We start from the raw sequence: 17,886 nt of genomic DNA, 5'->3' as shown, positions 1-17,886 counted from the left end.
CATGAAAAGCAATGACAGCGTCGCGCTGACCACACTTCCGGCTAAGGCGTTCAGTTCACGTGAAAGCATTCTGCTGCTGCTTCTGAAGCTGCGCACTTTTATTGCGCTGATTCTGATCGTCGGCTTCTTCGCCATCACCGTGCCGGACTTTCTCGCCACCGGCAGCCTGGTGATCATGGTGAAACATATCGCCATCAACGCCTTTCTGGCGCTGGGCATTACCTTTGTCATTATCACCGCGGGAATTGACCTGTCGATTGGGGCAACGCTGGGACTGTGCGGCATGATCGCCGGCTGGCTGATTACCAAAGGCATTGTGCTGCCGATGTTTGGCATCGCCATCTTCCCCAGCGTCTGGGTGATAGTGCCGGTGGTGCTGCTGATCGGCGCGCTGATTGGCGCGGGCAACGGCTGGATCATTACCCGCTACAACGTGGCCCCCTTTATCTGCACCCTCGGCACCATGTACATCCTGCGCGGCGCGGCGATGCTTACCTCCGGTGGCGAGACCTTTCCCGGTCTGCAGGGGAATCCGCTACTGGGCAATACCGGTTTCGATCGGATTGGTGCCGGAACCTTTCTCGGGCTGCCCTACGCCATCTGGATGATGGTGGTGCTGGCGCTGGTGATCGCCTACATCGCCCGTCGCCTGCCGTTTGGCCGTCAGGTCTATGCCATCGGAGACAATGAACGTGCCGCTGAACTGTCGGGTGTGAAAACCCGGCAGGTAAAAATTCTGGTCTACACCCTGTCGGGATTCTGCGCGGCGATTGCTGGCATCGTGGTCTCATCGCAACTGGTCGCCAGCCATCCGGCTAACGGCACCGCGTTTGAGATGAATGCCATTGCCGCCGTGGTGCTGGGTGGCACGTCGCTGGCGGGCGGACGCGGCACCATCCTCGGTACGCTGATTGGTGCGTTCGTCATCGGCTTTCTGGCGGATGGCCTGATCATGATGGGTGTCAGTGAATTCTGGCAGATGGTGATCAAAGGCATCGTGATTATTATCGCGGTGATCATCGATCAGACCCAGAGCCGGATGCAGCAGAAGGCGGCCGTGGTGGCTCAGAAAGCGTTAATCGAGGAGGGGACACCGGCAAAACTCTGACGGGGAAGTGCGTGGAACCAGACAGCGGGTGCCGCTGTGTGATTCTTTCAGCGGACGGCCTGCCCGGTTTAATGAACAGAGTAGCGAACAAAGGGCGGTTCAGTTTATTAGCCCTTTTTTTCAGGCACAAAATTTTTTAACCGACGTGAATATATATTCATAACCGATTTAAAATTCAGAGGTAGTGTATGAATCCTTTCAATCTTCCGGTCGATGACCTTGAGCGCCGGGCGCGGGCAATCCGCCGCCGCATCATCCAGCTTAACGCGGGCAGCCCGGCAGGCGGTCATACCGGCGCTGACCTGTCACAGGTAGAGATCCTCACTGCGCTCTACTTCCGCGTTCTGAACTGCGCCCCGGATCGCACAGACGACGATCAGCGTGACATCTATATCCAGTCCAAAGGGCATGCGGTGGGGGGTTATTACTGCGTGCTGGCGGAAGCGGGCTACTTCCCGACCGACTGGCTGGCAACCTACCAGCATGCCGACTCGCATCTGCCCGGCCATCCGGTACGGCAGAAAACGCCGGGCGTTGAGCTGAACACCGGCGCGCTGGGTCACGGCCTGCCGGTGGCGGTGGGCATCGCTATCGCGGCGAAAAAAGATAACAGCCCGCGCCGCATCTTTGTGGTGACCGGCGATGGTGAACTGGCTGAAGGCAGCAACTGGGAGGCGGCGCTGGTGGCGGCGCATTACGGCCTCGACAACCTGATCATCATCAATGACAAAAACAAGCTGCAACTGGCGGGCGCGACCCGCGACATCATGAACACCGATCCGCTGCCGGAAAAATGGCGCGCCTTCGGGCTGGAGGTCACCGAATGCAACGGCAATGATATGGCGGCGGTGGTCGACACCATTGAAAACCTGCCGAAGAACGGCAAACCGCAGGTGATTGTGGCGCATACCGAGAAGGGATTTGGCGTCTCCTTTATCCAGAGCAAGGCGGAATGGCATCACCGGGTGCCGAAAGGCGAAGAGATCGCACTGGCACTGGAGGAACTGAAAGATGAGTAATGCACAACATTTAGCAAGCGTCATGGTCACGGCCTTTATCGACGCAGTGAATCGCGGTGTGGATCTGGTGCCGGTGGTAGCCGACTCCACGTCGACGGCCAAAATCGCCCCCTTTATCAAGGCCTTTCCCGACCGGCTGATTAACGTCGGCATCGCTGAGCAGACGCTGGTGGGCACGGCGGCCGGTCTGGCGCTGGGCGGCAAGGTCGCAGTGACCTGTAACGCCGCACCATTTCTGGTGTCACGCGCCAATGAGCAGGTAAAAGTCGACGTCTGCTACAACAACACCAACGTCAAACTGTTCGGGCTGAATGCCGGGACCAGCTATGGCCCGTTAGCCAGTACCCATCACAGCATTGATGACATTGCGGTGATGCGTGGTTTCGGCAACATCGAGATCTATGCGCCTTCCTGTCCGCTGGAGTGCCGTCAGATCATCGATTACGCCCTTGAGCATGTCGGGCCGGTCTATATCCGTCTGGATGGCAAAGATCTGCCGCAGCTGCACGAAGAAAGCTACCAGTTCAGGCCGGGCGCGATCGACCTGCTGCGTGAAGGCAGCGACATCGCACTGGTGGCGATGGGCTCAACGGTTCACGAGGTAGTTCACGCTGCTGAGCAACTGGCTGAGCAGGGCATTTCAGCCGGTGTGATCGCGGTTCCATCGATTCGACCTTGTGATACCCAACAGCTGCGCAACCTGTTAAATCACTACCCAGCGGTGATTACCGTAGAGGAGCATAACGTTAATGGGGGTGTCGGCAGCCTGGTGGCCGAAGTGCTGGCGGAAGGCGGCTGCGGCATCCCGCTGTTGCGGCTCGGCATTGCAGATGGGGAATATGCGATTGCCGGCGATCGCGCCTCGACCCGCGCCCATCATGGCATTGATGCCAGTAGCGTGGTGAACAGTGCAGCGCGCATCTGCGCAGGAGCATAAACATGGTGGGACCCCTGATTCTGGCGATCGACGAAGGCACCACCAATGCCAAGGCGATTGCGGTTGATCGTGATGGCCGCGTGGTGGCGCGCGGCAGCCAGAGCTTAACCCTGCAACACCCGCAACCAGGACTAGCTGAGCAGGACCCTGTGGCGATCTGGCAGGCGGTAAAAGAGGCCATTACCCATTGCCTGGCAGCCTGTGGTGGCGCGCCTGTCGCGGCAGTGGCGATCAGTAATCAGCGCGAGTCGGTGCTGATCTGGCAGCGGCGTGACGGCAAGCCGCTGACGCCGCTGGTGAGCTGGCAGGATCGACGATCCGAGTCACTCTGTCGCGACCTGCGTCAGGCGGGCAAAGCACCTCGCATCACCGGTTTGACCGGCCTGGCCGTTGACCCGATGTTTCCGGCCGCCAAGCTGACCGGGATGCTGGCCGCCATTCCCGACGGCGCGGCGCGGGCGGCGGCGGGTGAACTCTGTATCGGCACGGTCGACAGCTGGCTCAGCTGGCAGCTCAGCGCGGGCGAGGTATTTATTACCGATCATGCTAACGCCTCCCGTACTCAACTCTACAGCCTGAATCTTAATGACTGGGACGACGAGCTGCTGACGCTGTTTCAGCTGCCGCGCGCCGCGCTGCCGCGCATCACCGCCTCAGCCAGTGAACAGGGCGTGGTCGCTGTGAGTGATATTCCCGGCTTAGCGCCAGGCACGCCGATTCTGGCGCGCATCGGCGACTCTCATGCCGCCTTACAGGCGCAGCGGCGCGGCGAGTCTGAAGTGGTGAAAGCCACCTACGGCACCGGATCTTCCCTGATGATGTCCATGGCGACGCCGCTGCTGACGGAAAATGGCCTCAGCACCACCGTGGCCTGGCATGACGGCACGCTGCGTTATGCGTTTGAAGGCAACATCACTCACACCGGTTCCGGTGCCGCCTGGCTGGGCAGAATGCTCGGCGTGCAGGAGCCGCGCGAGCTCACCGCGATGGCGCAGCGCTGCGACGACAATCAGGGCATCTATTTTGTCCCGGCGCTCTCTGGCCTGGGCGCGCCCTGGTGGGATCTGCAGGCGCGCGGCATGGTGTGCGGACTGACGGATGCCGCCACACCCGCCGTGCTGGCGCGGGTGGCGCTGGAGTCGATCGTCTGGCAAATCGCCGACGTCTTTTTTGCCATGGAGCAGGCCAGCGGCCAGCAGCTTCCGGCGCTCTGTGTGGATGGCAGCTCCACCGAAAATAGCTGGCTGATGCAGTTACAGGCGGATGTGTTACAGCGGCCGTTGCAGCGGGTGCCTACCGCCGAGGTCTCCGCGCTGGGCGCGGCACTGCTGGCAGGCAAAGTACTGGGATGGTGGCAGCAGGGCAGTGATATGCAGGCGCTGCAGGGCGGCAGCGTCATCATGCCGCGTGAAGAGCACGCGCAGCGTATGCAGGAAAACTATAAAGGCTGGATTGACGCCGTTGCACGCTGTCGTTATCAGCCACATTAATCCTTATCCGGAGCAGAGCCATGTCAACACTTCCTCAGCAGTTAACCTTCGGCGTCATTATTGGCAACCGGGGTTTTTTTCCCAGCTATCTGGTGGGCGAGGCGCGCCAGCAGGCGGTCGCGCTGTTTGAAAAGATGAACATTAATACGGTGATGCTGGATGAGACCCAGACCAACCTGGGCGGCGTCGAGACGCGTCAGGAGGCGAAAACCTGCGCCGCGCTGTTTCGCCAGCATCGCGAAGCGATTCACGGCATTGTGGTGCTGCTGCCTAACTTTGGTGATGAAAAAGCCATCGCGGAAGCGCTGCGTCTCGCCGGGCTGAATGTGCCGGTGCTGGTGCAGGCCGAAGAGGACAATCTGGATAAAATGGGGCTGGCAACCCGCCGTGACAGCTTCTGCGGCAAAATTTCACTCTGCAACAACCTGCGGCAATATGGCATCCCGTTTACGCTGACCCGTCAGCACGTCTGCGCACTGAGCGGCGACGTGTTTATGCAGGATCTGCAGCGGTTCAGCCAGCTCTGTCGGGTGGTGAATGCCATGCGTCGGGTACGCGTCGGGGCAATTGGTGCCCGGCCCGCCGGATTCAACACCGTGCGCTACAGCGAAAAGCTGCTGGAGAAGATGGGCATCGCGGTGGAGACCCTGGATTTATCGGAGATCTTTACCCGCACCAACCGGCTGCGCGATGACGATATCCGCGTGGCAGAGAAGCGTGAAATCCTGGAGGCCAACGCCGATGCGCGGGGTATTCCGGGTGAAAAACTGGTGACCATGGCCAAACTGTTTGTGGTGATCAGCGAGTGGATCAGCGACAACGATATCGATACCACCGCCATCCAGTGCTGGACGTCGTTGCAGGAGAACCTGGGCATTAACGTCTGCTCAATCATGAGCGTGATGTCGGGCCAGCTGATGCCCAGCGCCTGCGAAGTGGATGTGATGGGGGCGCTGTCGATGTATGCGCTCGCCAGTTGCTCGCTGAACCCCGCCTCGCTGGCAGACTGGAACAACAACTTTGGCGACGAGCGGGACAAATGTGTGCTGTTTCACTGCGGTAATTTCGCCAGCGCCAGCCTGGAGTCACCGACCATGGGCACGGCGGATATCATCGGCACCACCGTGGGCAAAGAGAACACCTGTGGCGCAGTGCATGGCCGCATGAAGCAGGGCGATCTGACCTATTTCCGCCTCTCTACCGACGACTTCAGCGGCGAAATCAAAGCCTATGTGGGAGAGGGAATGTCGGTCACCGATCCGCTGGACACGGTAGGTTGCCGTGCGGTGATCCAGGTGCCGCAGCTGGAGACACTGCTGGCGTGGATCTGCCGTAACGGCTTTGAGCATCATGTGGCGATGAACCACTCTGCCACGGCTGGTGTGCTGCAGGAAGCGTTCAGTGAGTATCTCGGCGTGAGCTGCTACCGGCATCAGTAAGCGGTAAGGCGGAACGGCTGAAGGCAAGGGGTGAAGCAGCCGATGCGGTCACGATTCCGCCCGCACCGGCCTGTATGCCCGCCACGCCTGAAAAGGAAGGCGGGCTCTGACTTAGCGCGCCATTCTGCGCACATCGTCATCGTCATTCTGCACCGCAACCAGATCCACCGGCGGCAGATTGCCGCCGCTGAACTCCACCTGACGAATCGGGAAGGCGAAGCGGATATTCCGCTCTTCCAGTGCCGCCATCAGCTGCAGGTTAATCTCCTGCTGAATATCCATGTACTTGTTGTAATCCGCATCCAGCACAAAATAGACCACTTCAAAGGTCAGTTTTGAGTCCTCAAAGGCCAGAAAGTGGGCGCGGTCAAAACGGGTGGTCTCAACGCCCTGGATAATCTCTTTCACCAGCGGGCTGATCTCCCGGACCTGCTCTGACGGCGTGGCATAGCTGATACCAAACTTAAAGACGATGCGGCGCTGCTGCATGCGCTTATAGTTGTGGATCGTCTGCTGCAACAGAATGGTATTTGAGCAGACAATCTGCTCGCCACTCAGGCTGCGCAGTCGGGTGGTTTTCAGGCCGATATGCTCGATGGAACCGGCAATGTCACCAAAGACAATAAAATCGCCATGCTCAAACGGCTTATCAAAGCCTATCGCCAGTGAAGCAAATACATCGCTCAGTACGGTCTGAATCGCCAGCGCAATCGCGATACCCCCGACCCCGAGACTGGCGACCAGTGCGGTAATGTTGATGCCCATGTTCGACAGAATGGCCAGGAACATCATGATCCAGACCACCACCCGCAGCAGAATCCCCAGGATCACCGTAGTGACCGGGTTGCGCACGTGCAGCGGGTCACGCAGCAGACTTTTCAGCCATAGCCGGATGCCACAGTCGAGCCACAGAGCGAGCTGCACAATCAGCGCCAGGAACCAGCCGTGCGCGATGGTGACACTCCACGACGCGGGCAGATCGACAAACTTCAGGGCAATCAGCAGCGAAAAGATCAGCAGCAGGGTCTGGCTGGTACTGCGCAATATCTCCACCAGAATCGCGGTGGCGCGAACATGCCGATGTTCGCTGTAAAGGGCAATCCGGTTGGAGATAAAGCGAATCAGGGTACGTAATATCCAGTAAATCACCAGCGTGGATACCACCACGATGGCGCTGTTTAGCCAGAGTTCCTGATTAAAAAAGAGGGAGTGAAAACGACGTGAAGAGAGCCAGTTTTCCATTGGGGAGGGTCTCCTTGCTGGGTTCCGGTTTAAAAGAAAACAAGCAAGAAGCATAGCCTGGATGCGGCCCACCTGTGTGGCGCATCCGTAAAGCGGTTACTGGAATCGGGTCGATTTATCGCGAGCCAGGCGCTCAAGGGCAAAAATAATCTGCTGAAGCTGCCGCTCCTGCGCCGGGTTCAGCGTGGCAAAACGAAAGCTCAGTCGCGGTGTGATGCGGGTTTCATTTTTGCCGGTTACCACGCTACGCTCGCCAATGCTCAGCAGCTTTACCGGTACGTCAAAATGGCCATACTCGCCCAGCTCGACCCGGAACGGGTTGAAGCTGTCACCATCCTGCAACCCGTCCGGCAGCGCTTCATCCACCAGCACGCCGATACCGCCCAGCGACAGATCCTGCAGACGCAGGCGCGTTTTCCTGCCATCGGGCCACACGGTATAGCACCAGAACTGCGGCTCAAGCGGGGCGCAGACCCGGAAAAACTCACGTCGCTGGATCTGCCACAGCAGGTCTGGCAGCGGCGCGCTGAAAGCGGGTAACCCTTCAAACTCCACGATTTCCAGCGCGGCGAGGCTGAACTCCACCTTAGCGCCGTAGGTTTCCGCAGTGATACTGAGATCGTCGCTGGTCAGGGCATAATCGTTATCCAGATTATTACTGCCGAGGTCAAACAGCAGGCGATCTTCATCGGCAGCCAGCATCCGGCTGATAAACTGCCCACGCGGAAAGCGCACCAGTAATGGCGTCTGCAATCGCAGCAGATCTTTCATAACGCCAAGAACCGCCAGCGTACCACGTTTTAGATATTGTTCCTGGTCGGCTTCTTTCACGTCCTGCTCCACAAGGGGGGTTACTTTATTGATGCTGTTTTTTTTGCCTCGTCTCGGTTATCGGCGCCGCAAAAAAAAGCTTTAGCATGCCATTCATCAATAATAACTGTGAGCAGGCAGGCATTTTTTGAAAAGCGGGTTATACTTATCGCGGTAAACCGCTTGATTAATCAGGCGTTCACGATTTAATCATAAAAAGGAAGGAGTAACAGATGGGTATTATTTCCTGGATCGTCTTTGGCTTAATCGCAGGTATTCTGGCGAAGTGGATTATGCCGGGTAAAGACGGTGGCGGTTTCATTCTGACTATCGTTCTGGGTATTATCGGTGCAGTAGTGGGTGGCTGGATCAGTACGCTGTTTGGCTTCGGCCGCGTCGATGGGTTTAACTTCGGCAGTTTTGTGGTCGCTGTTATCGGTGCCATCGTGGTGCTGTTTATCTACCGCAAAGTACGCAGTTGACCGTAAAGGTTTAAACGAAAAAGGGGACGAAGCGATTCGTCCCCTTTTTTTATCTCTTATTTTGCTATCAGAAGTCGTAACCGACTGTCGCCATTACACTGCGCTCTGCGCCCCAGTAGCAATAGCCCGTGCCGTAACAGCCCGCTACATAGGTACGATCGGTCAGGTTATTGGCATTGACCTGCACCCAGGCACCTTTCAGGCTGCTGTTCCAGACGCCGAGATCGGCCCGCACTGACGCATCAAACAGCGTAACAGACGGCACACGCGTGGTGTTTTCATTGTCCGCCCACTGTTTGCCGATGTAACGCACGCCCGCACCCGCACTCAGACCGTAATCAAACTGATAGTGACCCCAGAGTGCAGCCATGCTGTTGGGTGTGACATATGGCGTATGTCTGTCGTTGCCGTCTACCGACTCTTTAAAGCGCAGATGATTCAGCGTATAGCTCGCCACGGTGCTCAGACGCGGGGTTAACTGATTATGCGCTTCCAGCTCGATGCCCTGTGAATGCACTTTGCCCGATGGCGTATAAGTCGCCGTCAGCACGTCGCGGTTCGCCACATCTTTCTGCGTCAGGTCATAGACCGCCACGCTATAGAGATCGCGGGTGCCGACCGGCTGATATTTCACCCCGGCTTCATACTGCTCGGCGGTAGTCGGCTTCAGCAGGTTGTTGTTGGGATCGGTGAGCGCGGTCGGAGTAATCGCCTGGCTCCAGCTGACGTAAGGCGAGATACCGTTGTCGAAGGCATAGAGCAGTGCTGCGCGGCCGCTGATGTGATCATCCTGACGGCGGTCGCTGCCGCTGTTATTGGCGACAATGCGGTCATAACGACCGGAGAGATCCAGATGCCAGCGATCCAGCTTCATCTCATCCTGCAGATAGAGGCCGGTCTGATAGTAGCGACGGGTTTTATCGGCCCAGGTGTAATCAGGCATGTCGCCAACCTGTTCACCAGTCCGTGCATTAAGCTGGTTGGCCGAGCCGCCAGCGGCAGTGATCTCATTTTTATAACGATGATACTCAGCACCCAGGGTGACGCGGTGCTCCAGCTCGCCGGTATCGAACTCCGCCTGTAAGCGGTTATCGGTGGACCAGGCCGAGAGCGACGAGCGCTCGCCAGAGTAATATCGGTTCAGCAGATCGGGATTCACGCTGTCCCAGCCAATCTGATAGACCTGATCGAGATCGACATTCGAGTGGCTGTAGCTGCCGGTCGAGGAGAATGACCAGACGTCGTTAAAGCGATGGGCGAAATCGAAGCTGTAGATCTGCTCGCGACGCTTGAACTGATCGAGATCGCTGTTGCCCTCATAAAAGCCGTTGCTCAGCTTGTAGCCGTTGTGTTCGGTGAGGCTGCCGTCACCCGGTACCGAACCGTGATAGCCGCCCGACGGATCCTTCTGCAGATAGGCTTTCAGGATCAGATGCGTATCTTCATCCGGCTGCCACATCAGCTGCGGCATCAGCGCATATTTCTCTTCGCGGGTGTGATCGTACTGGGTATCGCTGTTGCGGGTCACGCCGGTCAGGCGAAACGCCCACTGATCGTTGATGGCATTGGTGTAGTCAAACATCGTGCCGGTGGTGGCGTTGCTGCCCGCCTGCAACTGGATGTGACCCTCTTCGCTGAACTGAGGACGCTTGGTCACCATGTTCACCAGTCCGCCCGGCACCGTCTGACCATAGAGCGCAGAAGAGGGGCCTTTGATCACGTCGATGCGCTCAAGGAAGGCGTTATCCACCTGCAGGCCGTTGAAACTGCCGCCGTCGCTCATCAGCCGCATGCCGTCGAGGAAGGTGTTATCGACATCGCCGCCATGGAAGCCACGCAGGGCAATGGTGTCGTAACGGGTCGCGGCGCCGCCGAAGTTGGTGAAGACGCCAGAACTATAGCCCAGCGCCTGATTCAGGGTCAGCGCGCCCTGATCCTGCATCTGCTGACGGGTGACCACGGAAATCGATTGCGGCGTGGTGATGAGCGGACGATCGCTTTTGGTTGCGCCCTGGCTGGTCGTCGCCAGATAGCCCTGGGTCGGCGAGGTCGAATCTTCCTGCGGTTGCGCGGTTACCACCATATCGGCAGCATAACTCAGAGCAGGCGCGGTCAGCGCCAGGGTGCATAGGGGAACATAACCTTTCAGCGACAATGACAGTTTCATCAAAATTCCTTTCTTGGCAAAGGTTCAGGCAGGTGAATAAAAGCTTTGATAGGCAATCTCATTATCATAATGAGAATTATTACCTTTTGTAAATTGGCTGCAATTTTGCCTGTTGATGAAAGAAGGTCAAGTAAAATTCGCGGAAATGAAGTGGGGATACCCCGGCAAGGCCAGAGGTATCCAGAGTGGATTAAGGTTGTGAGGCAGACGCCTGCGGAATATCGTGGGCGCTGTTACAGGTTTTATCTTTCGGGCAGTACTTATCCAGCAGTTTCAGCGTGACGCCGTTGGTCCAGCCGAAGCCATCCTGCAGCGGATATTCACCGCCACCGCCGCCGCCGAGATTTTTGCCATCAACGACATATTTCTCCACCAGCTTATGCTCACGGTCATAGGTGTTCTGAACGTTTTGCAGGAAGCGTAATCCCACCTCTTTCGCCAGTTTTGGCTGGTTGTAATGCTCCAGACCTTCCACAGCAACCCACTGCAGCGGTGCCCAGCCATTGGGTGCATCCCACTGCTGACCGTTGTTCACGGTGGTGGTCACCAGACCACCAGGTTTCAGCAGCTGTTTTTCCACTGCGCTGGCGGTGCTTTCAGCCTGCTTATCGCTGGCGACCTGCAGATAGAGCGGGAACAGCGCGGCAGCAGTCAGCTGAGGATGGACCTGCTTTTTCTGCCAGTCATAATCGGCGTACCAGTTCTGTTTGCTGTCCCACAGATAACGGTTGATTGCCGCCTGGCGCTTCTCCGCGCGATCGGCAAACTGCTTCGCCAGATCGCTCTGCTTGTTCATCTGATAGCCTTTCGACAGGGTCTGCTCCAGATGGAACAGCAGGCTGTTGAGGTCAACCGGGGCCAGCTGCGTGGTACGAATTGTCGACAGGTTATGCGCATCGGTAAACCAGCGCGAACTGAAATCCCAGCCCGACGCCGCACCGGAACGCAGCTCACGGTAGAGTTCGGCTTTATTGCGCTGCGGCGCTTTCTGCGCGGTGGCAATGTCATCCATCCAGGATTCTGTACGTGGCACGTCGCGCGCATCCCAGTAGCGGTTGAGCAGGCTGCCGTCCGCCAGCTTAATCACGCGCTTGCTGGCTGCGCCCGCCGCGACTTTATCGCTGTCTGCCATCCAGTAGTCATACTCTTTCTGCAGCTGCGGCAGATAACGGGTATAGGCTTTGCCGTTATCGTGCGTCGCCAGCAGATCGACCATCAGGCTGAAGAACGGCGGCTGTGACCGGCTCAGATAGTAGCTGCGGTTGCCGTTGGGAATGTGGCCATAGCGGTCGAGCAGCGAGGCGAAGTTATCCACCATATCCTGCACTTTATCCCAGTGCCCGCTCTCGGCCAGCCCCAGCATGGTGAAGTAGCTGTCCCAGTAATAGACTTCGCGGAAGCGCCCGCCTGGCACCACATAGGGTTTGGGCAACGGCAGCAGCGAGTCATACTGACCGGCGCTGCTGGTGGTGCGCGTCAGCACCGGCCACAGGCCATCAATGTGGTCACGCAGGTTTTGTCCGGCTGGCGGCACATATTTGTCACCGGCCGCGGGCAGGGTAAAGTTGGCATCCACAAAACGCTTAAGATCGAAATTGCGCTGTTTCTTCTGCATCTGCCAGTCGGCAAGAATTGAGGCGGGATCGAATTTCGGCACCGCATCCGCAAAGGTCTTTTGATCGGGATAGAACTTCGCCTGTTGCACGGCATTAAACAGCGGTCCTAAACGAACGTCAGGCGGCTGCGGCTGATTATTCAGCATGCGAATGTTGTCGTCGGCCTGGGCAGTGAAGGCGGGTACGCTCAGCAGCAACGTGAGCAGAAAGGGCGCATAACGCTGACGCCGTGGAGCGGCGTTTACCTCAATTTTTGTCATCGGTTTTTCTCCTTGTCCGAAACGCGGCCGCGCGTAACGCATTGACCACAGGACCAACTTTAGACCTTATCTGACCACTTCACCCTGAAGCGAGCCGGAAATGTGAAGCCACGGGAATTATTTTTATGGAAAAAACCGCTTTATTACGCTGGTTTTTTCTTGCTCTCACCCTACTTTTCCCTGACGCTGAAAGAAAAAAAGGAGAGCAGGATGGAGATCATCTGGTATCACCCGTCGCAGTCTGCAGCGGCCTGGATTAACGGTTTACAACAGCGGCTGCCCCAGGCGCGGGTGCGTGCCTGGCAGCCAGGCGATAAGGGTCCGGCTGATTACGCGCTGGTCCGTTCGCCCCCCACAGAAATGCTGCAGGGACGCGCCACCCTGCGCGGCGTCTTTGCGCTGGGGGCAGGCGTGGACGAGATTCTGAAACAGCTGCAGCAGAACCCTGAGATGCTGCCCGACAGCGTGCCACTGTACCGGCTGGAAGATACCGGCATGGCGCGGCAGATGCAGGAGTATGCGGTTCACAGCGTACTGAGCTGGTTCCGTCGTTTTGACGACTACCGTCTCCAGCAGCAGCAACAGTGCTGGCAGCCACTGCCCGCTTACACGCGTGAAAACTTTACTATCGGCATCCTGGGGGCGGGCGTGCTGGGGCAGAGCGTGGCGGAAAGCTTTAAACCCTGGGGATTCCCGTTACGCGTCTGGAGCCGCTCGCCCAAAGCGATCGATGGCGTGACCAGCTTTGCCGGTCGCGATGTATTGCCTGCCTTTCTGCAGGAGACGCGGGTGGTGATCAACCTGCTGCCGAGCACGCAAGAAACCATTAATCTTATCGACCATCACTTTTTACAGCAGCTGCCGCACGGCGCTTTCTTCCTCAACATCGCGCGTGGCGCGCAGGTGGTGGAAGAAGATCTGCTGGCCGCGCTCAATAGCGGGCAGCTGAAAGCGGCGGCGCTGGATGTCTTTCAGGTTGAACCGCTGCCCGAAGCGCATCCGCTCTGGTCACATCCGCGCGTCACGATCACGCCCCATAATGCGGCGGTAACCTTGATCGACGAAGCTATCGACTACATCGCTCGCGCCATCACCCAGGACCAGGCAGGCGAGCCGCCGCAGGGCAGGGTGGATCGTCAGCGCGGCTATTAATGAACCGGCCCCGTCAGGGGCAATCAGCAGGAGAAGAGGATGTATCCGGTAGATCTGCATATGCATACCATCGCCAGCACCCATGCTTACAGCACGCTGCACGACTACGTGACTCAGGCGAAGCAAACCGGCATGAAACTGTTTGCTATTACCGATCACGGCCCCGACATGGCCGACGCGCCGCACTACTGGCACTTCATTAATATGCGCGTCTGGCCGCGCGTGATCGATGGCGTGGGTATTCTGCGCGGTATCGAAGCCAATATTAAAAATCAGCAGGGCGAAATCGACTGTTCCGGCCCGATGCTCGATGCGCTGGATTTGATCGTCGCCGGTTTTCACGAGCCGGTTTATGCGCCGCGCGACCGGAAACATCACACGGATGCGATGATCGCTGCGATGGCGGGCGGGCTGGTCCATATCATCAGTCATCCAGGCAACCCGAAATTCCCGGTCGATATCCCGGCTATCGCCGAGGCAGCCGCGCACTACGATGTGGCGCTGGAGCTGAACAACTCCTCCTTTACCCATTCGCGTCCGGGCAGTGAACCGAACTGCCGGGCTATCGCTGCCGCGGTGCGCGATGCCGGTGGACGGCTGGCATTTGGCTCCGATTCCCATACGGCGTTTACGCTCGGAAATTTTGAACATTGCCTGCGCATCGCCCGCGAGGTGGAATTTCCTGAGGATCGGGTGTTAAATGTCACGCCGCGTCGCCTGCTCGACTTTCTGGAGCTGCGCAGCGGCAAATATATTGCTGAACTGGCTGACTTTTAGCGCCATGCCAGGTAAGCAACACGCTCACCATGATGAAAATCCCCGCTTTTATCTGCGGGGATATAATGACTGAGGCGAGTATTTTACCGTAACGTGTTCTCTTATCAGCCCGGAAAGGGCGTGTGGCAAGACCTGAAGCTTAAAGCTGAGAGAGCACTTAATAACTGAAAAATGGTCTCAATCGTTCGGGTTAGCAATGTCAACGGGGCGGTTCGTCCGGGCGGGTAATGGCGTAAACTTTAAGTTCTACTCTGCTCTTTATTGATCGCGTTAGATCAAAGCGTAGAATTACCACGCCTGGTAACGCGCTTTACTAATTTAATAGTTAACCATGCTAATAGCAAAGCTGAAATTATTATTGCTATGAATAATGCATTCGCTGTTGAAGGGAAAATTTGAAATGGATTTACGATTTCACCGAGCTTCATGTAAGCATCTTCCGAAAGGGTTCTGAAGATGATTTCCGGGATCACTATAAGATAAAATAGAGTAAATACGGTGTATAAAGCCAGCCACTTGATCCTTTTCATAAGCCATTCTCTTTGCATACCTTTCACTTCAGTATACAATCGTTGCATAAGGAATTCTACACAAAGGGATGAGTATGAGCATGTCTTATCTTAAGATTAAACTTCAGGCAGAGCGAACCATTGCGCTTAACTTTGAGAAGGCACTTGCTGAGTTACATCAAACAATGCTTGATACAGGAAGGGGGATTGTGTCTGGCGCTCAACGTGCAAGCGGCTATGGTTCATGCTTTTTTGATGACTACAAGGATGTTTGTAATCAACTTAAGCAGGAAGATTTGCGATACCTGAAGCAACTCAGAATGCTGTTTACCCGGCAGGACGTGGTTTTAGAGATGGTAGAAATATACTTCAGAAAAAAACTGAGCCGTATTGGTGATACAGGCATCCAGAACATACAGAGACTGTTAGCTGAAAAAGCGTCTGATTATGCTTCTGGTAAATTCTCTAAACTTGCTATAGCACAGTTAATCGCGCTCGTTATTACACAATCCCGGGATTTCAAACAGTCACATATTAATGTAATTAATGCTACAAGTTCGTATGCCGTAACCGCTTTTAAATTTTATGGTAAGTTTGAGATTGCCACAAAAGCAGCAAGAAAATTACGCTTCGATGATGCGGAGTATTACTTCGACTTATATAATGCTAATTTAGAAATGTTCTATTATTTGATTGAGCCGGAAATGTCTAAAATAATCTATTTGAAAAATTCAGGTTCCACTAGCGAAGAGCAGATTTTAAATCTACTAAACAAGATTTTAATAAAATGAAGGCGATCCTTCGCTGGCTATATGCCTGGGTAAGTCAATCCTTCTTTGGACTTATACCACCAGCGGCCGGTCTGGTCGGGGCCATTTTTTTTGTAAGCGTTTTTCCTACATATGGTCTGCTGTTCGCTTTTCTATGGATCCTTTTAATTATTTATTTTTGTGGAAAATATTTTCGCTATTACTAGTGGAGGTAAGCCCCCGTATGAAAAGTGCTTTTTATTTTATTCTATTTTTTTATGAAAATTTACGAGTTTGATTAGCCTGTTATTGCATATCTTCATTCCGCCTGGCTAATAGTTCATCAGAATCAGAAGTTGCTGGATGATGTATTCTGAAGTTTTCTATGCAAAATTAACCAGTTGCTTTAAGATTTTTTCTGAAGTATGAACTCACTTTCTGGCTGAGATAGCCAGGTGTAAGGGTGGATTACTCAGAGTCCCGGTCATCGCCGTTGTTAAGACCGCCGATGCCGGTGGACGGCTGGCATTTGGCTCCGATTCCCATACGGCGTTTACGCTCGGAAATTTTGAACATTGCCTGCGCATCGCCCGCGAGGTGGATTTTCCTGAGGATCGGGTGTTAAATGTCACGCCGCGTCGCCTGCTCGACTTTCTGGAGCTGCGCAGCGGCAAACATATTGCTGAACTGGCTGACTTTTAATTTACTTGCCTCAAGGAAATCTGACTCATGAATGAGTTTTCCATTCTGTGCCGCGTGATCGGCTCACTGTTTAATCGTCAGCCGCAGGACCCGCTGCTGGTGCCGCTGTTTACGCTGCTGCGTGAAGGCAAACTGCAGTCGCAGTGGCCGCTGGAGCAGGATGAGCTGCTGACCCGTCTGCAACAGAACAGCGATCCCCAGGCGCTGGCCGCCGATTACAACGCGCTGTTTGTTGGCAGCGATTGCAACGTGCCGCCGTACGCCTCACAGTGGCCGGAAGGCAAAACGGAGCCAGAAGTGCGTGCGTTTTTAACGTCACGCGGAATGCCGCTGAGCGATGCGCCTGCTGATCATTTTGGTGTGCTGATGCTGGCTGCGTCATGGCTGGAAGATCAGTCAGCGGAAGATGAGAGCGCGGCGCAGATGGCGCTGTTTGAAGAGTATCTGCTGCCGTGGTGCGGTGCTTTCCTGGGTAAAGTGGAAGCGCACGCGACCACGGCCTTTTATCGTACTCTTGCCATGCTGAGCCGCGAAGCGATCCAGGCGATGTACAACGAACTGCTGGATAGCAGGGAAGAGACGCCTGACGCCTGATTCACCACGTCGCCGGGTGCGTACCCGGCGCACAGTGCTGAATCATCTTTCTCAATGGGTTCTGGGGGGATTCTCTGGATACGGCGTGCTTTTTTTCGGGCACCTGAACCCTCTCAATCGGCTTACAGGATTAACTGCCCGGGTCGGCAGCCATACAGTTTTGCGAGACGTTCACGCGTCTTTTTCTGCGGCTTACTTTCAATACGCTCCAGTTGAGAGATCGCACTTTGCGTGGTCCCCAACTGCTGAGCCACATCATGCTGGCTAAGCCCCCGCCAGATGCGCCAGGCCGCCTGAAGACTCACTTCCTGCTCAATCATGATCCCTGCAACGTCGTGCGGGATCGTCTCATCGTCGTGCTCGTCAGCCTCCACAGGAATAGTCTCCCATTCGCCATCGCTGGCCGAGAGCAGCCTTTCATATTCCGCCACCGGCAAGACCACAAACTGGGGTTTGCCTGCTTCATCATAGATGTACTGTTTTGACATAGTTTATCCGGGTAATTGTGTGTCGCAGCAGAGGTCGTGAGTGCGTAAGGCTATGCCGGTATCCAAAAAGCTTTAGTAAGTGACGGATGTTCTTCTTGCTACCTCTGTAATTTCCAGAATCACCGGTTCGCCACCGGTTAACGTAAAAAGGACCCGGTAGTTGCCAACCCGCAGCCGATAGTGGTTATCGCTGCCCTGCATTTTTTTAATGTCCAGTGTGACGACCGGGAAACTGACTAACTCACCCACCTTCTGGTAAATGATTTTCTGGTAACGTTTGTCGATCTTCATAAGGTGCTTCAATGCCCGCCTGGACCAGTCTACCCTGACCATTCTGCACCCCGT

Annotated in this window: 16 protein-coding genes and 1 pseudogene; 11 read left to right on the top strand and 6 right to left on the bottom strand. The window is 55.9% G+C overall.

What is annotated here, in order from left to right; all coding sequences use genetic code 11:
* The first annotated feature begins 1 nt into the window (after position 1).
* The 5 genes from ACX8ZY_RS11950 (at position 2) to ACX8ZY_RS11930 (ending at position 5,993) form a co-directional block, all read left to right on the top strand.
* Positions 2-1,108 (top strand): ABC transporter permease, encoded by a 1,107-nt coding sequence (locus tag ACX8ZY_RS11950; RefSeq protein ID WP_039391650.1) that lies wholly within the window; start codon positions 2-4, stop codon positions 1,106-1,108.
* Between the two features lie 188 nt (positions 1,109-1,296).
* Complete coding sequence (locus tag ACX8ZY_RS11945) at positions 1,297-2,127, top strand: transketolase (protein WP_421665011.1); 831 nt, start codon at positions 1,297-1,299, stop codon at positions 2,125-2,127.
* Entirely contained in the window at positions 2,120-3,064 is a 945-nt protein-coding gene (locus ACX8ZY_RS11940) for a transketolase family protein (RefSeq protein ID WP_010669881.1), read from the top strand. The genes ACX8ZY_RS11945 and ACX8ZY_RS11940 overlap by 8 nt, the downstream gene beginning before the upstream one ends.
* Positions 3,065-3,066: 2 nt before the next feature.
* Positions 3,067-4,554, top strand: coding sequence for an FGGY family carbohydrate kinase (locus ACX8ZY_RS11935; RefSeq protein WP_421665010.1), 1,488 nt, complete (start codon positions 3,067-3,069; stop codon positions 4,552-4,554).
* A 20-nt stretch (positions 4,555-4,574) separates the two neighbouring features.
* Entirely contained in the window at positions 4,575-5,993 is a 1,419-nt protein-coding gene (locus ACX8ZY_RS11930) for an L-fucose/L-arabinose isomerase family protein (protein ID WP_167422802.1), read from the top strand.
* Positions 5,994-6,104: 111 nt separating this feature from the next.
* Here ACX8ZY_RS11930 and ACX8ZY_RS11925 read toward each other — a convergent pair whose 3' ends face one another.
* Complete coding sequence (locus tag ACX8ZY_RS11925) at positions 6,105-7,235, bottom strand: mechanosensitive ion channel family protein (protein WP_193585498.1); 1,131 nt, start codon at positions 7,233-7,235, stop codon at positions 6,105-6,107.
* A 96-nt stretch (positions 7,236-7,331) separates the two neighbouring features.
* On the bottom strand, positions 7,332-8,066 hold the full coding sequence (locus tag ACX8ZY_RS11920; RefSeq protein ID WP_143790609.1) for a flagellar brake protein: 735 nt from the start codon (positions 8,064-8,066) through the stop codon (positions 7,332-7,334).
* Between the two features lie 212 nt (positions 8,067-8,278).
* Between ACX8ZY_RS11920 and ACX8ZY_RS11915 the strand changes: the two genes are divergently transcribed.
* Positions 8,279-8,527 carry a GlsB/YeaQ/YmgE family stress response membrane protein gene (locus ACX8ZY_RS11915; RefSeq protein ID WP_031375306.1) on the top strand — a complete coding sequence of 83 codons (249 nt, stop codon included), beginning with the start codon at positions 8,279-8,281 and terminating at the stop codon, positions 8,525-8,527.
* A gap of 67 nt (positions 8,528-8,594) precedes the next feature.
* On the opposite strand, the gene ACX8ZY_RS11910 is transcribed toward ACX8ZY_RS11915, so the two are convergent.
* Positions 8,595-10,694 carry a TonB-dependent siderophore receptor gene (locus tag ACX8ZY_RS11910; protein WP_459259959.1) on the bottom strand — a complete coding sequence of 700 codons (2,100 nt, stop codon included), beginning with the start codon at positions 10,692-10,694 and terminating at the stop codon, positions 8,595-8,597.
* Between the two features lie 190 nt (positions 10,695-10,884).
* Complete coding sequence (treA, locus tag ACX8ZY_RS11905; RefSeq protein ID WP_421665008.1) at positions 10,885-12,570, bottom strand: alpha,alpha-trehalase TreA; 1,686 nt, start codon at positions 12,568-12,570, stop codon at positions 10,885-10,887.
* A 210-nt stretch (positions 12,571-12,780) separates the two neighbouring features.
* Here treA and ghrA point away from each other — a divergent pair, with 210 nt between their 5' ends.
* From ghrA to ACX8ZY_RS11880, 5 genes and pseudogenes are all read left to right on the top strand, one after another.
* Positions 12,781-13,722, top strand: a complete 942-nt coding sequence (ghrA, locus tag ACX8ZY_RS11900; protein WP_421665007.1) for a glyoxylate/hydroxypyruvate reductase GhrA — start codon at positions 12,781-12,783, stop codon at positions 13,720-13,722.
* A 39-nt stretch (positions 13,723-13,761) separates the two neighbouring features.
* Complete coding sequence (locus ACX8ZY_RS11895; RefSeq protein WP_187511883.1) at positions 13,762-14,499, top strand: phosphatase; 738 nt, start codon at positions 13,762-13,764, stop codon at positions 14,497-14,499.
* Between the two features lie 604 nt (positions 14,500-15,103).
* Entirely contained in the window at positions 15,104-15,799 is a 696-nt protein-coding gene (locus tag ACX8ZY_RS11890; protein WP_064691199.1) for a hypothetical protein, read from the top strand.
* A gap of 465 nt (positions 15,800-16,264) precedes the next feature.
* Positions 16,265-16,459 (top strand): annotated as a pseudogene (locus ACX8ZY_RS11885) (phosphatase); the annotation flags it as partial.
* A gap of 27 nt (positions 16,460-16,486) precedes the next feature.
* The gene (locus tag ACX8ZY_RS11880; RefSeq protein ID WP_033779385.1) at positions 16,487-17,053 is read left to right on the top strand and encodes a TorD/DmsD family molecular chaperone; all 567 of its coding nucleotides are present in this window, start codon (positions 16,487-16,489) and stop codon (positions 17,051-17,053) included.
* A 122-nt stretch (positions 17,054-17,175) separates the two neighbouring features.
* On the opposite strand, the gene ACX8ZY_RS11875 is transcribed toward ACX8ZY_RS11880, so the two are convergent.
* Together ACX8ZY_RS11875 and ACX8ZY_RS11870 are read right to left on the bottom strand one after the other, a co-directional pair.
* On the bottom strand, positions 17,176-17,541 hold the full coding sequence (locus ACX8ZY_RS11875; RefSeq protein WP_010246157.1) for a helix-turn-helix domain-containing protein: 366 nt from the start codon (positions 17,539-17,541) through the stop codon (positions 17,176-17,178).
* Between the two features lie 72 nt (positions 17,542-17,613).
* Positions 17,614-17,874 carry a type II toxin-antitoxin system RelE family toxin gene (locus tag ACX8ZY_RS11870; protein ID WP_033757353.1) on the bottom strand — a complete coding sequence of 87 codons (261 nt, stop codon included), beginning with the start codon at positions 17,872-17,874 and terminating at the stop codon, positions 17,614-17,616.
* Positions 17,875-17,886: the final 12 nt, after the last annotated feature.

The organism is Pantoea sp. XAF26B01_ASV70 (assembly GCF_054512635.1).
Note: the sequence above shows the minus strand (reverse complement) of the source record. Positions and strands in the feature narration are given on the sequence as shown.

Bases quoted from the DNA above. Each gene is read 5' to 3' on its own strand.
- ACX8ZY_RS11945 (WP_421665011.1), top strand. From the start codon at position 1,297: ATGAATCCTTTCAATCTTCCGGTCGATGACCTTGAGCGCCGGGCGCGG.
- ACX8ZY_RS11895 (WP_187511883.1), top strand. From the start codon at position 13,762: ATGTATCCGGTAGATCTGCATATGCATACCATCGCCAGCACCCATGCT.
- ACX8ZY_RS11935 (WP_421665010.1), top strand. From the start codon at position 3,067: ATGGTGGGACCCCTGATTCTGGCGATCGACGAAGGCACCACCAATGCC.
- ACX8ZY_RS11950 (WP_039391650.1), top strand. From the start codon at position 2: ATGAAAAGCAATGACAGCGTCGCGCTGACCACACTTCCGGCTAAGGCG.
- ACX8ZY_RS11940 (WP_010669881.1), top strand. From the start codon at position 2,120: ATGAGTAATGCACAACATTTAGCAAGCGTCATGGTCACGGCCTTTATC.
- ACX8ZY_RS11925 (WP_193585498.1), bottom strand. From the start codon at position 7,235: ATGGAAAACTGGCTCTCTTCACGTCGTTTTCACTCCCTCTTTTTTAAT.
- ACX8ZY_RS11910 (WP_459259959.1), bottom strand. From the start codon at position 10,694: ATGAAACTGTCATTGTCGCTGAAAGGTTATGTTCCCCTATGCACCCTG.
- treA (WP_421665008.1), bottom strand. From the start codon at position 12,570: ATGACAAAAATTGAGGTAAACGCCGCTCCACGGCGTCAGCGTTATGCG.
- ghrA (WP_421665007.1), top strand. From the start codon at position 12,781: ATGGAGATCATCTGGTATCACCCGTCGCAGTCTGCAGCGGCCTGGATT.
- ACX8ZY_RS11875 (WP_010246157.1), bottom strand. From the start codon at position 17,541: ATGTCAAAACAGTACATCTATGATGAAGCAGGCAAACCCCAGTTTGTG.
- ACX8ZY_RS11890 (WP_064691199.1), top strand. From the start codon at position 15,104: ATGAGCATGTCTTATCTTAAGATTAAACTTCAGGCAGAGCGAACCATT.
- ACX8ZY_RS11880 (WP_033779385.1), top strand. From the start codon at position 16,487: ATGAATGAGTTTTCCATTCTGTGCCGCGTGATCGGCTCACTGTTTAAT.
- ACX8ZY_RS11915 (WP_031375306.1), top strand. From the start codon at position 8,279: ATGGGTATTATTTCCTGGATCGTCTTTGGCTTAATCGCAGGTATTCTG.
- ACX8ZY_RS11870 (WP_033757353.1), bottom strand. From the start codon at position 17,874: ATGGTCAGGGTAGACTGGTCCAGGCGGGCATTGAAGCACCTTATGAAG.
- ACX8ZY_RS11930 (WP_167422802.1), top strand. From the start codon at position 4,575: ATGTCAACACTTCCTCAGCAGTTAACCTTCGGCGTCATTATTGGCAAC.